The organism is Nocardia sp. NPDC004860 (genome assembly GCF_040609015.1).
Taxonomy (GTDB): Bacteria; Actinomycetota; Actinomycetes; order Mycobacteriales; family Mycobacteriaceae; genus Nocardia.
The window spans coordinates 42,316-56,112 of sequence record NZ_JBEXJI010000030.1 but is presented as its reverse complement, the minus strand read 5'-3'; the positions used below and the strand labels follow the sequence as shown (position 1 = coordinate 56,112).

Genomic DNA, 13,797 nt, shown 5'->3' with positions numbered 1-13,797 from the left:
GCTCAGGACAGGGGTGCGACGGCGGACCAGGGCACGGTGAGCAGATTGTCGCGCAGGCGGCGGCGGTAGGGGCGGAGCGGAAAACCCTGCTCGCGCAGGAGGTTCGAGGCGTGCCGCCAGCGGACCCGGGGGCCGTAGGGGGCCAGGGGCGCGGCGACGGCCCAGGCGCGGTCGGCGGCGGTGAGCAGGGTGTGGATGGGTTCGCCGGGGACATTGCGGTGGATGAGGGCCTTGGGGAGGCGTTCGGCGATGTCGGAGGGGGTGCCGACGGTGAAGGGATCCCAGGCGAGGGTCAGGGAGAGGGGTGCGGTGCGGTCGAGGAGGATCCAGGCGCAGCGGCGGCCCAGTTCGTCGCAGGTGCCGTCGAGGAGGAGGCCGTCCGGAGCCAGACCGGACTGGATGGTCGACCAGGCTTCGGGGACAGCGGATTCCGGGTATTGCCGCAGTACGTTGAAGGCCCGCACCAGGCTCGGGCGCAGCCCCGCGAGTTCGAAACCGCCGCGCGCGAACACCACCCCGTCCCGGCCGGGAACCACGCGCTCCGGATCGATTTCCAGGCCGACCACCCGCAGGTCCGACCGGACGGTCCGCAGCCGGGCCGCCATTTCCAGGGTGGTGACGGGGCTGGCGCCGTATCCGAGATCCACCACGAGCGGATCCGCGGCATCCAGCAATCGCCCGGCGACGAGGGAGTCGTGCGCCATCCAGCGATCGCCGCGGCGCAGCCGGTTGATGCCGGTGGTGCCACGGGTGATCGTGCCGATCGGCTTGGTCAGGCGACGGGGTGCTGCTGATCCAGCCAAACCTTCGTCACCTCGGCTTCGGCGCGGAACAGGTCCACCAGGTTGACCAGCATGAGCTGTTCGAGCCTGCGCCCGAAGAACGGAAGGTGGACCTGGGCTCGCGAGGAGGTGCGCAGCGTGCAACCGGTCTCGGTGCGGAACAAACGCATGGTGCCGCCGAGAGTGCCTGGGCTGTTGGGGATTTCGGCGGTGTACTCGCCGGTCACCTCGGGTCCGTAGGGGCCGTAGGTTTCCCGGCGGGTGATCACCATGTCCCTGTGCACCACCATCTGCGCCATCTCGGGCAGGGTGTCGCGGGGTAGCACGTGCCGCAGTTCGATCGTGATGCCATGGTCCCCGGAGTCCAGGCTGACGATGTCGTTCGGGGAGTGCTTGCGCAGTTCCTCGATGCGGGCATCCCAGTGCTCGCGGTTCATCATCGCGGCGTACACCTCTCGGGTGGTGTGCAGCGGATACCGCGCGGAGTAGTCGAGTCGGCGTACCACGATCGGTCAGGTTACTGCCGGGCGACCCCGGTCAGCGCGACCTTGGGGCGGGTCGCCGGCTGTGAACCGGGGTGCTCAATGCGAACTCAGCCACGTGTCGGTGAACTCGGCCTCGCGCTCCAGCAGCTCGGTGAGGTGCTGCTGGATGGCGGCCTCGATCTTCTTGCCGAACAGCGGGATCTTCACGTCGATGGAGCCGTCCACCACGAAGGTGGAGCCGGAGCCGTTGTCGGTGACGGTCAGGGTGCCGTTCACGGTGGCGGGCGCGCCGTCCACGCGGGCCTCGACGGTGCCGCCGCTGCCGTGCCAGGTCTCGGTGCGCGGAATGGTCAGGCCGTCGGGCTTGATCGCGGTGATCTGCGCGGGCAGCTCTTCGGCCGGAATCGTCTGCACCATGTCGACGCGCACCTGGTCACCGGTGATGAGGAGGTTCTCGATGCGGGCATTGGGACCGCCGACCGCCTCGATGCGGTCCTTCCAGTACTGCTCGTCGGCGAACGCCGCGCGCACCGCGGCCATGGGATGTGTCGAGTGCGCAGTGAAGGCCAGAGGTGTCGCCATGGTCGGACAGGCTACCGTCTGTGCCTGTGCGTACTTCTCGGGTGGTGTCGTTCGACGACCTGCGGGACCGGCTGACGGCGACCGGTGCGCGGCCGCGTGCCGCGGTCCCGTTGGCGGAGCTGACGACCCTGCGGGTCGGCGGTCCGGCCACGGTCGCCGACTGCGCGACCACCGACGCCCTGGTGGCGACCGTGCGCGAACTGGACGCGGCCGGGGTTCCGGTGCTGCTCATCGCGGGTGGCTCCAACCTGCTCATCGGCGACGACGGGTTCGACGGGGTTGTCGTGCGGATCGCGACCGAGGACGTCGAGATCACCGGTGACACGGTGATCGCCGAGGCGGGCGCGAACTGGGACGCGGTGGTGGCCGCGACCGTGGCAGCCGGTTTGGGCGGTCTCGAATGCCTGTCCGGAATTCCCGGTTCGGCCGGTGCCACACCGATCCAGAATGTCGGCGCCTACGGTGTCGAGGTGGCGAGTTTGCTGCGCCGGGTGCGGTTGCTGGACCGCGCGACCGGCGAGATTCGCTGGGCCGGGCCGGAGGAGCTCGGATTCGGTTATCGCACTTCGGTTCTCAAGCACAGTGACGCCGCCGTGGTGCTGGCGGTCGAATTCGCCCTGCGTGCTGACGGTTCCAGCGCGCCGCTCGCCTACCGCGAACTGGCCAACGCGCTCGGTGCGACCGAAGGCGAGTCCCGGCCCGCGGCGGAGGTGCGCGCCGCGGTGCTGCGTTTGCGGGCGGGCAAGGGCATGGTGCTGGATCCGGCGGATCACGACACCTGGAGTGCGGGATCGTTTTTCACCAATCCCGTGATTCCGGATGCGCAGGTGGCCGCGGTGCGCGCGGCGATCACGTCACATCTGGGGGCGGACGTGGCCGTGCCCACCTATCCCGCGGACGGCGGGGTAAAGTTCTCGGCGGGCTGGCTCATCGAGCGCGCCGGCTTCGCCAAGGGCTTTCCGGGCGACGGGTCTCCAGCGCGGTTGTCGACCAAACACACGCTGGCGCTGACCAATCGGGGCGCGGCTACCGCGACCGATCTGGTGACCCTCGCCCGCACGGTTCGCGAGGGGGTTGCTGAGCGCTTCGGCATTCATCTGGATCCGGAACCTGTGACCGTAGGAGTCAGCCTGTAGCGAGTGGCTTTCGCCACCAATTCAGCGTCCGGAATACACGGTTTGCGGGGGTAGGGTCGAGCGAGTGAGTAATCGAGGACTGTCCCGCCGGGCGGCCATGCGGGCCGCTCTGGTGGCGTCGACGGCAGTGATCGCGGCGGCGTGTTCGTCGTCGAACAAGGGTGGTGGCGGCCCCGCGCAGCCGGCCGCTCCGATCGCGTCCGTCAAGCTGGAGCCGGGTAGCGGCACCGACAATGTCAACCCGACCACCGCGGTGTCGGCGACGGTCAGCAATGGCCGCATCGATCAGCTGGCGCTGACCAATTCCAATGGCAAGCAGGTAACCGGCACCTTCGATGCCACTCACAGCAAATTCACGGTGAACGAACCGCTCGGCTACGGCGCCACCTACACCTGGTCCGGCACCGCCATCGGCACCGACAACAAGCCGGTGGCCATCGACGGCAAGTTCACCACCATCAGCCCCAAGAACACCGCGCCCGCCACCATCAATATCGGTGACGGCCAGGAGGTCGGCATCGCGGCGCCGATCATGCTCCAGTTCAAGGGGCACGTCGAGAACAAGGCCGCGGTCGAGAAGGCGCTCGTCGTCACCGCCACCCCGGAGACCGAGGGCTCGTGGGCGTGGCTGCAGGACGAAAACGGCGGCTCCCGGGTGCACTGGCGGCCCCGCGAGTACTGGCAGCCGGGCACCACCGTGCACGTCGGCGCCAAGCTGTACGGCCTGGACATGGGCAGCGGGCTGTTCGGCGACTCCGACCTGACCTCCGACTTCCGCATCGGCCGCGCCCAGATCGTGAAGGCCGCCGCCCCCACCCACCGCGTCCAGGTGGTGCGCGACGGGCAGACCGTCTTCGACTTCGCCTGCAGCTACGGCGAAGGCAACCAGGACCGCAATGTCACCCGCTCCGGCATCCACGTGGTGACCGAGAAGTACGAGGACTTCATGATGTCCAACCCGCCGTTCTACACGAACGTGCGGGAACGCTGGGCCGTGCGCATCTCCAACAATGGCGAGTTCATTCACGCCAATCCGGAATCGGTGTCCGCCCAGGGCAATTCGAACGTCACCAACGGCTGCATCAACCTCAACCCGACCGACGCCCAGGCCTACTTCCCGACCGCCCTCTACGGCGACCCGGTCGAAGTCACCGGCACCCGCATCCAGCTCTCCGCGGCGGACGGCGACATCTACGACTGGACCATCGACTGGGAGACCTGGAAGGGTCTCTCGGCACTGCAGGGCGAGCCGAAGAACCAGATCTCGGCCTCCCCGCTCCCGCCCCAGCCCGTCGGCGGCCGCTGAGAACCCTTCCGCGACATGCGCGCCCTGAGTCCCTCGGAGCGGTGGTTCTGGATCATCGACCGGATCTCGCCGTCGAATTGCACTGGGCGCGTGCGGGTTCACGGGCGGGTCGCGGCGCGGCGGCTGGAGGAGGCGGCCGCTGCGCTGGTGGCGGAGTATCCGCTCTTGCGGGTAGGGGTAGTGGACGAGGCGGGCCGGGATCCGTGGTTCCGGGACTTGGCCGATCCGCGAATTCCGGTGCGGCGCATGGAGTCGCATGATTCCGAGGCGTGGGTGCGGGAAATCGATGCCGAGATGGCTGATCCCTTCGATACCGCGAAGGGGTTGGCGCGCATTGTCGATATCGCGGTCGGGGCGGGGACCACGGGCGAGTTCCATGACATCGTGCTCACGATCTCGCATCTCATCATGGACGGCCGGTCGCTGATGGCGTTGCTGCAGAAGCTGATCGGGCATGCGGCGGGGGCGAGTGCCGGGGTGGCAGAGCGTGCGGAGGTTCCGGCCGCGGATTATCTGATTCCCGCTGGGGCGCGCGGGGTGTGGCGGTGGGTGTATACGACGCTGTTCGATCAGGTGGCGGCGCTCGGGCAGCGGCCGCAGCGCGTGGCCGGTGCGCGGGCGGCGCTACCGGAGCGGCGAACCCGGGTCGTGCACCGGGTGCTCGATCGGGAAGCGCTGGCGGCGTTGGTAACCGACTGCCGGCGCGCCGGAGTCACCGTGCACGGGGCGCTGGTCGCCGCGGCGGCGTCCGCGATCGGCGCCTCGAATTCCGGGGGGAGCGGAATCGCCGGGATCGCGTCGCCCGTGGATTTCCGGGAATTGCTCTCCCTGCGTCCGACCGACGATGAGCTGGGGATCTATGCGCCGGTGCTGGTCGGATTCGTGCCGTTCGGAGTTCCGCTGTGGACCGCCGCCCGGTCGGTGAAGCGCCAACTCGAGCGCGGGGTGCGGCAGCGGCGGCATCTGGCGACGGTGGCGGGCATGCGATTCGGGACGCCGCGGGCGCTGGAATCCGGCCGGCGCCTGGCGGACCTGGTGGATCGGCGGGCGCCGTGGAATGTGTCGGTCACCAATCTGGGGCGGGTCGAATTCCCGGAAACGGCCGGGGCATGGCGGCTTTCGGGGCTCACGCTGGCCGCGTCGAATTCCTGTGTGAGCGTCCTGACGGTGGCGGTCGCGACCGCGCACGGGGAAATGCGCCTCGGGTTCTGCTACGCGGAACCGGTCCTGTCCGAGCGGCGGGCGGCGGATTTCGCGGACGCGATGCTGACCGCGCTGCGCGAGCGCCCGGATCCCTCAGCCGAGCCGCTGCGCCAGCCGGGCGCGTAGCGCGGCCCGGTCGGGTTTGCTGGTGCGCCCGCCGACCGGGATCTCCGCGACCAGCACGATGTCGTCCGGCAGCGCGGAAACATCGATCAGGGAGGGTAATTCGCGGCGTAGCCGCTCCTCGATATCGGAGGCGTCCGGGTCCGGCACCACGGCCAGCACGATGCGCTCGTCGCCGATCTCGCTGGGAATGCCGACCATGATGGCCTGCCGCACGCCCTCGACGCCCGCGATGGCCGGTTCGTACAGACCCGGATAGATATTGGTCTTACCGCGGATCATCATGTCCTTCTTGCGGCCCATGAGCACCAGGGTGCCGCCCTCGAACCGGGCCAGGTCGCCGGTGGCGATCTCCTTCAGCGATGGTTCCCCGAGGTAGCCGCGGCACAGATTGGGGCCGGAGAGGATGAGCTCGCCGTCGTCGGCCACACGCGCGTCCACGCCCTCGACCGGCGGGCCGAGCGGGTCACCGGGTCCCTCGAAGGCCAGTTTGTCCGCGCCGGAGGTGATGGCCACCGGCAGGATCTCGGTCATGCCGTAGACGGCCAGCAATTCGGTGTCCGGGAGGGCGGCGCGGGCGCGGCGCAGCAGCGCGGTGGTGACCGGCGCGCCGCCCAGCGAGATCTCCTCCAGGTGCACCGGCGCGACCAGTCGTCCGGCCTCGATGGCGTCCAGCACCACCGCCAGGTCGGCGGGCGTGACGAAGGCGTGCGTCGCCGTGCCGAGGGTGCGCGCGAAGCCGATCGGGTCGATGTGGGTGCCGAAGCGCGGGTACCGCGGCATGGACCAGCGTGCGCCCTCGAGCACCGCGGGCAGCCCCATCATCAGCTGCTCGGTGTACAGGTGCGAACCGGGCATGAGGCTGGTGCAGCCCGCCATGGCCGCCAGGCCCGCGCCCAGCGAACCGCGGGTGTGCACAACGGCTTTCGGGTCGGCGGTGGTGCCGGAGGTGAAGACGATGAGCGCCTCGGCGTCGGGGTCCTCCACGGGCGCGTCGAAGGTCGATGTGGCCGCGGGACCCTGCCAGCCGGGCTCGGAACCCACCAGCTTCCGCAGCGGGAGGGCCCCACGCGGCGTGCCCGGTAGCCATGGCCCGCAGCGGATGTGCCGCACCGGCAGCTGCCCGAACTCCGGCAGCGACAGGCCGAATCGGCGGCCGAACCCGCGCAGCGGCCCGCTCAGCAGGTACAGCAGCGATTCCGTCGCGGCCCAGCTCGGCCGCACCAATTCGATGCGGCGCGCGAACAATTCGGGTCCGACGCCCGGGTCCACGAACACGATGGTGCCACCCGCCGCGATGGTCCCGAACACCATGACCACGGCGTCCACGCAGGGCCGGATGGAGAACAGCATGCGGTCGCCGGGCCGGAAGCCCATGCCGTGCAGGCGTTTCACGACCAGCCGGACACGGGCGTCGAGTTCGGCGAAGCTGAGCGGCGGTTCGCCGATCATGCCCAGCGCGGGCGCGTCGGGGGTGCGCAGTACCTGCTCGCGGAGCAGCGCGGTGAAATCCTCACCCGCCGAGGGGTATCCAGCGCTCACCGGATGTCCACCAGCTCCGGTTTGTAGCGGTGGTCGGCGTACCAGGCGAGAGTTTTGCGCACACCCCAGGCTCGCACGCGCCGGTTGGAGCCGTACACCCGCACGTCCCGGCACAGCCCGTAGTCGGTGGTGAGCATGCGCACGGCGTTCACCAGCGCCCGATCCTCGTGCAGCTCCTCGATGGCGGTGCGCGGGAATCCGCCCGCGGCCTCGTACAGTTCGGCGGTGATGGCCATATTGCAGCCGGGCGTCATGACATACGGGCCCAGGTAGCGCGGATCGCGGTTGCCGGGCCGGAATTTCCCGAACAGGGAGGCCACCTCCAGCGCGACCAGGATGATGGTGCGATCACGCAGCCGCACGCCCTCGTCGGTGCGCGGGATCAGCTGCCCGCTGATCAGCCGCAGCCCTGAGTCGAAGGCGGCCCGGATGCGCGCGGTCCAGTCGGGGGTGGGCAGGCAGTCGGCATCGGTGCGGGCCAGCCGGGTCGCACCGGCCGCGATGGCGTGCCGCATGCCGGTGTCGGCGGCCGCGCCGGTGCCTTTGCGCAGCTCGGTGATCACCTCGACGTGCAGGCCCGGATGGGTGTCCGCGAAATCGCGCACCACCTTGACGGTGGCGTCGGTGGAGTTGTTGTCCACCACCAGCAGCGTGAAGTCCCGGTCCTGCTGCCCTGCCAGGGCGGACAGCGTGCCGGCGATGCCGTGCTCCTCGTTGTAGGCGGGCACGATCACCCACAGTTCGTTCATGGCCCTTCCCGGCGGATTCCTCGCCCCGGCTTACGGTTTCGGCAGGCGGTAGGCGATGGCCGCGGCCGAAGGCCCGGCCCCGGCGGCCACGAACAAGGCTACGTCGGCCCGATCGAGCTTGCCGCTGTCGCGGGCCGCCAGATACGCCACCGGGAGTGCCGAGGTGTGTGCGTCGAAGCGCGGGGAGTCGGAGCGCTCGGTGTCGTCGGCGCTGACCGCCTCCGGCGCGATGCCCAGGCGCTCGGCCAGCAGCGCGGGGAATCCGGCGGTGGGCCGCCCGCAGATGAGCACCGTCCGCGCGGGGGGAGCGTCGGCCACGTCGAGCGCCTCGGACGCTGCGGAAACCGCGTGGTGCAGTAGCTCTTCCACATCACCGGTGCGGTTCACGGTGATCGAGGACCGGCCGGTCGAGCCCATCTCCGACAGTCGCACGAAGCCCTCCGCCGCGGGCCGCCCGTCGGTGGCGCTGATGTGCAGCGCCCCGAATCCGGCTGTGCCCGGCCGCTTTTCCAGCAGCATGGCCGCGCCCACCGGCTTGATCGGGAAGCCCGGCTGCGGGTCGGGGGATTTCGACGGATGCGCGTCACCGGAGACCAGCAGCACCCGGTGCACGGTCGGGGCCTCCAGCAGCGCCTGGCTGACCTGGATGGCATTGAGCATGCCGCAGGCGCCGTTCATCAGGTCGAAGGACAGGCACGGCACATCGCCGCTGCGATATTCCAGCCCGATGCCGGCCTGCTGTTGAATCAGCGCGGACATGGCGGGTTCCACCATGTTCGAGTCGCGGTAGACGCCGGTATTGATCAGCGCGTCGATCTGCTCCGGCGTGGCGCCGGCCTCCGCGATGGCCCGGCGCGCCGCGGCCGCCGCCTGCTCGATGGAGCTGCCGCCGCCGATTTCGGTGGTTACGGAAGAAATGACGATTCCCATGCTGCATCACACCCGAAGGTCGCCGAGCGTCACCGACAGGAACCCGGCCACGACGCCGGAAGCCGCGGGCACCATCAGTACTTTCGCCCCGGACGCTATCCGCTGTTGTTTGAGCGCGTCGTGCAATACCACGAAATGCGACGTGGATGCGGTGTTGCCATAGCGGTCCAGGACCATGAGCGCGGGCGGCACCGGGGCGTCGAATTCGCGTTCGGCGATCTTCGATACCAATTCCACCGCGGGTGCGCTGAATTGATGATGGATCACGTGGTCGTAGCCCTCCGCCGCGAAACTGCTGCCGTTCTCGCGCAGGAAATCCCGCTGCCGGGTCGTCCACAGCAGATAACGGGATTCATTGTGCATCGCCCGGTTGTCGGTGTACAGCGCGATGCCGGAACTGCGATCGCTGGGCATGCCCAGGCACAACTGTGCGAAACCGGCGCTGGTATTGAGTTCGATGTAGTCGATGCCCTCGTCGGCGCTGCCCTCGCTGTCCACAATGACGGCGGCCGCACCGTCGCCGACCGTCAGCGAGGCGAACTGCGGATCGTATTTCTCGGACATCTCACGCACGGCGGTGTCGGAGATGGGCGTGATGTACTCCCCGGAAACCACCAGCCCGCGTTTCACCATGCCCGCACGAATCATGCGATCCAGCACGAGAACTCCGCTCATCATGCCCGCGCAGGCATTGGAGACGTCGAAGTGGATGGCCCCGGTCGCGCCGAGTTCATTGCGGATCATGAGCGCGAAGGACGGCTCCACGCAGAATTCGCCGTCGCGAATGCGGGTGATGGAGCAGGAGATGACGATATCCAGATCGGCCGCGTCATAGGACGAATTCTCCAGTGCGGTCCGCGCCGCGGCCAGGGCGACGCTCAGGGAATCCTCGTTCTCGGCGCAGCGGCGGCGGTGCCGCACGCCGCTGATGCGCTCCAGGTCGATGGGGGAGTCGATGGCCAGCTGGGCCAGCAACTCCGCGGTCGATATCTCGGTGTCGGGCAGATAGGACCCGACCGCCTCGATTCGTGATCTCACCATGTTCACTCCCAGCAGCCCTCGGTTGCGGGCGACGCTAGCAGTGCCGGTATTTCGGTTTTGAAAAATCTATGATTCAGATCATGTGAGGTGAACTACATTGCGGCACAACGCCATTTGACCTACCCCGCAGCGGACTTCACGAGCGGCGGGCGAAACGTCCGGCCTCGGCCTGATCGCGCGGCTTGACGACAATGGTGTCCAGATCGACGTGCGGCGGGCGCGAGGCCACGAAGCCCACGATCTCCGCGATGTCCTGCGCGACCAGCGGATCGATGCCCTGGTACACGCTCGCCGCACGCTCGGCGTCGCCACCGAAGCGCACCAGCGAGAATTCGGTCTCCACCGCGCCCGGCGCGATCTCGGTCAGCCGCACCGGCTGACCCAGCAGCTCGCCCCGCAGCGTCCGGTGCAGCACCGCCTGCGCGTGCTTGGCCGAGGTGTAGCCGGAGCCGTTGTCGTAGGTGGAGAACGCGGCCACCGAGGTGATGGTGACGATCAGGCCGTCACCGGAGGCGATCAGCTTGGGCAGCAACGACTTCGTGAGCCGCAGCGTGCCCAGCACATTGGTCTCCCACATCCAGCGCCAGTCGTCCAGATCCGCCTCGAGCACCGGGGCCAGGCCCTTCGCGCCGCCGGCATTGTTGACCAGCACATCGCAGCGCTCGACGGCTTCGGTGAAGGCGCGCACCGACTCCTCGTCGGTCACGTCAAGCGGCAGCGCGGTCCCGCCGATCTCCGCGGCCAGCTGCTCCAGCCGATCGACCCGGCGGGCGCCGACGTACACGTGGTACCCCTGCTTGGCGAGTTCGCGGGCGGTTGCCTCGCCGATACCCGAACTGGCTCCGGTCACCACAGCGGTACGAGTGCTCATGTCCCTGAGCTTAGGCAGGGCGTGTCGCCGGTGCGTCGCGGGTGGTTAGCCTCACTCCTATGGCAATTCGGGAAGTAGCAAGCGCGGACGGCACGACCATCGTTTACCGGGTGACCGGTCCGGAGGGGGCCCGGCCGCTCGTGCTCCTGCACGGCTGGTCCGGAAACCTGCGCTGCTGGGGGCAGGCCGCCGACCTGCTCGCCGAGCAATTCCGCGTGATCGCGGTCGACCTGCGCGGCCACGGCTACTCCGACGCTCCCGAGGCCGGATACGACGACCCGAAGAACTGGGCTGCCGATATCGCCGCGGTGCTCGCCGCCGAGGACATCTCCTCCGGCGCGATCCTGCTGGGCTGGTCCTACGGCGGCATCGTGCTGTCCGACTACCTGACCGCCTACGGGACCGGCGCGATCGCGGGCGTCGTCTACACCGGTTCACAGGCCAATATCGGCCGCGGCGTCCAGGGCGCGGAGACCGGTCCGGGCATGAGCAAGGCCATCCCCGACGTCTTCGACGAGAGCGCGGGCAAGGCCATGCGCGGTTTCGCCGCGTTCGGCAATGCCAATACCGGACCCAGCCGCGACAAGGGCGTGGACGCCCAGCGCTTGTTCGGCGGCAGCATCGCCACCCTGCCCCGGGTGCGCAAGGCCCTGTTCTATCGCACCGTCGACAACACCGAGACCCTGCGCGGCCTGGACGTGCCGGTGCTGGTGCTGCACGGCACCGCCGACCCGGTCGTGCCGATCGAGAACGGCCGCTACATCGCCGGCACCGCGCCGGAGGTGCGGACCTCCTATTGGGAGGGTGCGCAGCACGGCCTCTTCATCGAGGATCCCAGCCGGTTCGTGACGGAGATCACCAATTTCGTTGAGGCGCTGGGGTAATCGCGCGTCGCGGAAGATCGGGGACGGAGTCCTCGTGCGGCCTCCGCGAGTTGTGACCGACCTCACTTGGGAAGGTAACCCGTGCATGGGGTGTTACTACCCCCGTGCACACTGGAGTGGTGAGTCAGCGCCTGGACCTACGGCCCAATCGGATTGCCGTGTTATCGGTGCATACCTCACCACTCGCCCAGCCCGGGACCGGCGACGCGGGCGGCATGAACGTCTACGTGCTGCAGACCGCCATCGAACTGGCTCGTCGTGGCACCGAGGTCGAGATCTTCACCCGGGCAACCTCCTCCAATGACGAACCGGTGGTCGAGGCCGCGCCGGGCGTGCTGGTCCGCACGGTGGCCGCCGGGCCCTTCGAGGGGCTCGACAAGCACGATCTGCCCACCCAGCTGTGCCCCTTCGCCGCCGAGGTGCTGCGCACCGAGGCCCGCAATCTGCCCGGCCACTACGACCTCATCCACTCGCACTACTGGCTCTCCGGTCAGGTCGGCTGGCTGGCCCGCGACCGCTGGCGGGTGCCGATGGTGCACACCGCCCACACCCTGGCCGCGGTCAAGAACGCCTACCTCGCCGAGGGCGACTGCCCCGAGCCCGCGGTCCGCGAGATCGGCGAGAAGCAGATCGTGGCCGAGGCCGACCGGCTGGTGGCCAATACCGCCGACGAGGCCCGGCAGCTGATCGAGCTGTACGGCGCGGACCCCGACCACATCGATGTGGCCCTGCCCGGCGCCGACCTGACCCGCTACCAGCCCGGTGACAAGCTCGCCGCTCGCCGCGAGCTCGGTCTGCCCGCGCACGAGCGCATCGTCGCCTTCATCGGGCGCATCCAGCCGCTCAAGGCCCCCGACGTGCTGGTGCGCGCGGCCGCGCAGGTGCTGGCCGAGGAGGCCGCCCTGCCGATCCCGCCGCAACGCCCGCTGCGCGTGGTGATCGTGGGCGGCCCGTCCGGCAGCGGACTGAAGAAGCCCGAGGCCCTGATCGAACTGGCTGCGGCCCTGGGTATTTCGGACCGCGTCACCTTCCTGCCACCCCAGCCCGCGCACCGGCTGGTGCAGGTCTACCGGGCCGCCGACCTGGTGGCCGTGCCCAGCTACAACGAATCCTTCGGCCTGGTCGCCATCGAGGCGCAGGCCAGCGGGACCCCCGTGCTCGCCGCCGATGTGGGCGGGCTGAGCACCGCCGTCCACGACGGTGTTTCCGGCCTGCTGGTCCCCGGCCACCAGACCGGCGACTGGGCCGCCGCCCTGCATTCACTGCTCGACGATCCGGGCAAGCTCGAGGACATGGGCCGGGCCGCGGTCGGGCACGCCGCCAACTTCTCCTGGGCGCACACGGCCGAGGCGCTGCTCGACAGCTATGCCGCCGCGCTCGCCCAGGCGCCGGCCGTCCGGCCGCACAGCGGTAACCTGCACATCGACAGCAATCACGCCAGATCGCTGGCGCTGTGGCGGCGTCGGATGGGAGCAGTACGCAGATGAGCGAGGCCGACCGCACCGAGGAGTGGACGCCCCGCCCGCATGCCAGCACCGGCGGCCTGAACGACGAAACCGCCCGTGCCACCGCGCAACTCATCGACGAGACGCTCCGCGAACGCGAGATCGAGTACACCCGCGACGCCCCCGACCTGTTCGTGGTGGTGCTGCCCGGTGAGCGCAAGCTCAAGACCGTCATCGGCGTCAGCGTCGGCAAGCACGGCGTCCGCATGGAGTCCTTCGTCTGCCGCAAGCCCGACGAGAACTTCGAGGGCGTCTACAAATTCCTGCTCCGCCGCAACCGCCGCCTCTACGGCGTGGCCTACACCATCGACCGCGTCGGCGACATCTACCTGGTCGGCCGCATGTCCAACGACCGCGTCACCCCCGACGAACTCGACCGCTGGCTCGGCCAGATCCTCGAGGCCGTCGACGCCGACTTCAACACCCTCCTCGAACTCGGCTTCGCCGAATCCATTCGCAAGGAATGGAAATGGCGGGTCGCCCGCGGCGAATCCCTCAAGAACCTCCGCGCCTTCGAACACTTGATAGATTGACCCGCCTCCCCGGGACTTCAGCGCACGGCTGAGAGCTGTCGGCGTCGGGAACGCGTGCCGGAGGCTGGGAGCCGAACCGATTTTGGACGTCCCGACGAGTCACCCCGACCGTTACGAAATCAGTC

General features: G+C 69.2%; 14 protein-coding genes. 6 read left to right on the top strand and 8 right to left on the bottom strand.

Annotation, left to right across the window (positions count from 1 at the left end; translation table 11 throughout):
- Window positions 1-2: 2 nt before the first annotated feature.
- The 3 genes from ABZV44_RS36755 to ABZV44_RS36745 all read right to left on the bottom strand — a co-directional run bounded on the left by ABZV44_RS36755 (window position 3) and on the right by ABZV44_RS36745 (window position 1,849).
- Window positions 3-803: a class I SAM-dependent methyltransferase gene (locus tag ABZV44_RS36755; RefSeq protein ID WP_354846995.1), complete on the bottom strand. Its 801-nt coding sequence runs from the start codon at window positions 801-803 to the stop codon at window positions 3-5.
- Window positions 773-1,288 (bottom strand): DUF2505 domain-containing protein, encoded by a 516-nt coding sequence (locus ABZV44_RS36750; RefSeq protein WP_354846992.1) that lies wholly within the window; start codon window positions 1,286-1,288, stop codon window positions 773-775. The genes ABZV44_RS36755 and ABZV44_RS36750 overlap by 31 nt, the downstream gene beginning before the upstream one ends.
- Window positions 1,289-1,363: 75 nt before the next feature.
- Window positions 1,364-1,849, bottom strand: a complete 486-nt coding sequence (locus ABZV44_RS36745; protein ID WP_354846989.1) for a DUF2505 domain-containing protein — start codon at window positions 1,847-1,849, stop codon at window positions 1,364-1,366.
- A 59-nt stretch (window positions 1,850-1,908) separates the two neighbouring features.
- Between ABZV44_RS36745 and ABZV44_RS36740 the strand changes: the two genes are divergently transcribed.
- From ABZV44_RS36740 to ABZV44_RS36730, 3 genes are all read left to right on the top strand, one after another.
- The gene (locus ABZV44_RS36740; RefSeq protein ID WP_354847173.1) at window positions 1,909-2,985 is read left to right on the top strand and encodes a UDP-N-acetylmuramate dehydrogenase; all 1,077 of its coding nucleotides are present in this window, start codon (window positions 1,909-1,911) and stop codon (window positions 2,983-2,985) included.
- Window positions 2,986-3,049: 64 nt separating this feature from the next.
- Entirely contained in the window at window positions 3,050-4,291 is a 1,242-nt protein-coding gene (locus ABZV44_RS36735) for an Ig-like domain-containing protein (RefSeq protein WP_354846987.1), read from the top strand.
- Between the two features lie 15 nt (window positions 4,292-4,306).
- Window positions 4,307-5,620, top strand: coding sequence for a hypothetical protein (locus ABZV44_RS36730; protein WP_354846984.1), 1,314 nt, complete (start codon window positions 4,307-4,309; stop codon window positions 5,618-5,620).
- Here the strand turns inward: ABZV44_RS36730 and ABZV44_RS36725 are convergent.
- The 5 genes from ABZV44_RS36725 to ABZV44_RS36705 all read right to left on the bottom strand — a co-directional run bounded on the left by ABZV44_RS36725 (window position 5,588) and on the right by ABZV44_RS36705 (window position 10,750).
- Window positions 5,588-7,159: a class I adenylate-forming enzyme family protein gene (locus tag ABZV44_RS36725; protein ID WP_354846982.1), complete on the bottom strand. Its 1,572-nt coding sequence runs from the start codon at window positions 7,157-7,159 to the stop codon at window positions 5,588-5,590. The genes ABZV44_RS36730 and ABZV44_RS36725 overlap by 33 nt on opposite strands.
- Complete coding sequence (locus tag ABZV44_RS36720; RefSeq protein ID WP_354846979.1) at window positions 7,156-7,908, bottom strand: glycosyltransferase; 753 nt, start codon at window positions 7,906-7,908, stop codon at window positions 7,156-7,158. The genes ABZV44_RS36725 and ABZV44_RS36720 overlap by 4 nt, the downstream gene beginning before the upstream one ends.
- Window positions 7,909-7,938: 30 nt before the next feature.
- Window positions 7,939-8,838: a hypothetical protein gene (locus ABZV44_RS36715; RefSeq protein ID WP_354846976.1), complete on the bottom strand. Its 900-nt coding sequence runs from the start codon at window positions 8,836-8,838 to the stop codon at window positions 7,939-7,941.
- A 6-nt stretch (window positions 8,839-8,844) separates the two neighbouring features.
- The gene (locus ABZV44_RS36710) at window positions 8,845-9,879 is read right to left on the bottom strand and encodes a 3-oxoacyl-[acyl-carrier-protein] synthase III C-terminal domain-containing protein (RefSeq protein WP_354846973.1); all 1,035 of its coding nucleotides are present in this window, start codon (window positions 9,877-9,879) and stop codon (window positions 8,845-8,847) included.
- A gap of 136 nt (window positions 9,880-10,015) precedes the next feature.
- The gene (locus ABZV44_RS36705) at window positions 10,016-10,750 is read right to left on the bottom strand and encodes an SDR family NAD(P)-dependent oxidoreductase (RefSeq protein WP_354846970.1); all 735 of its coding nucleotides are present in this window, start codon (window positions 10,748-10,750) and stop codon (window positions 10,016-10,018) included.
- 59 nt (window positions 10,751-10,809) lie between these two features.
- On the opposite strand from ABZV44_RS36705, the gene ABZV44_RS36700 reads away from it, so the two are divergent.
- The 3 genes from ABZV44_RS36700 (at window position 10,810) to ABZV44_RS36690 (ending at window position 13,672) form a co-directional block, all read left to right on the top strand.
- Window positions 10,810-11,634: an alpha/beta hydrolase gene (locus tag ABZV44_RS36700; protein ID WP_354846967.1), complete on the top strand. Its 825-nt coding sequence runs from the start codon at window positions 10,810-10,812 to the stop codon at window positions 11,632-11,634.
- Window positions 11,635-11,753: 119 nt separating this feature from the next.
- Entirely contained in the window at window positions 11,754-13,121 is a 1,368-nt protein-coding gene (gene mshA / locus ABZV44_RS36695) for a D-inositol-3-phosphate glycosyltransferase (RefSeq protein ID WP_354846965.1), read from the top strand.
- On the top strand, window positions 13,118-13,672 hold the full coding sequence (locus tag ABZV44_RS36690) for a YbjN domain-containing protein (protein WP_354846961.1): 555 nt from the start codon (window positions 13,118-13,120) through the stop codon (window positions 13,670-13,672). Before mshA ends, ABZV44_RS36690 begins: the two co-directional genes overlap by 4 nt.
- The last annotated feature ends 125 nt before the right edge of the window (window positions 13,673-13,797 follow it).

Coding starts and splice junctions, on each gene's coding strand:
- ABZV44_RS36745 (WP_354846989.1), bottom strand. CDS start 1,849: ATGGCGACACCTCTGGCCTTCACTGCGCACTCGACACATCCCATGGCC.
- ABZV44_RS36730 (WP_354846984.1), top strand. CDS start 4,307: ATGCGCGCCCTGAGTCCCTCGGAGCGGTGGTTCTGGATCATCGACCGG.
- ABZV44_RS36720 (WP_354846979.1), bottom strand. CDS start 7,908: ATGAACGAACTGTGGGTGATCGTGCCCGCCTACAACGAGGAGCACGGC.
- ABZV44_RS36715 (WP_354846976.1), bottom strand. CDS start 8,838: ATGGGAATCGTCATTTCTTCCGTAACCACCGAAATCGGCGGCGGCAGC.
- ABZV44_RS36710 (WP_354846973.1), bottom strand. CDS start 9,879: ATGGTGAGATCACGAATCGAGGCGGTCGGGTCCTATCTGCCCGACACC.
- ABZV44_RS36705 (WP_354846970.1), bottom strand. CDS start 10,750: ATGAGCACTCGTACCGCTGTGGTGACCGGAGCCAGTTCGGGTATCGGC.
- ABZV44_RS36700 (WP_354846967.1), top strand. CDS start 10,810: ATGGCAATTCGGGAAGTAGCAAGCGCGGACGGCACGACCATCGTTTAC.
- ABZV44_RS36690 (WP_354846961.1), top strand. CDS start 13,118: ATGAGCGAGGCCGACCGCACCGAGGAGTGGACGCCCCGCCCGCATGCC.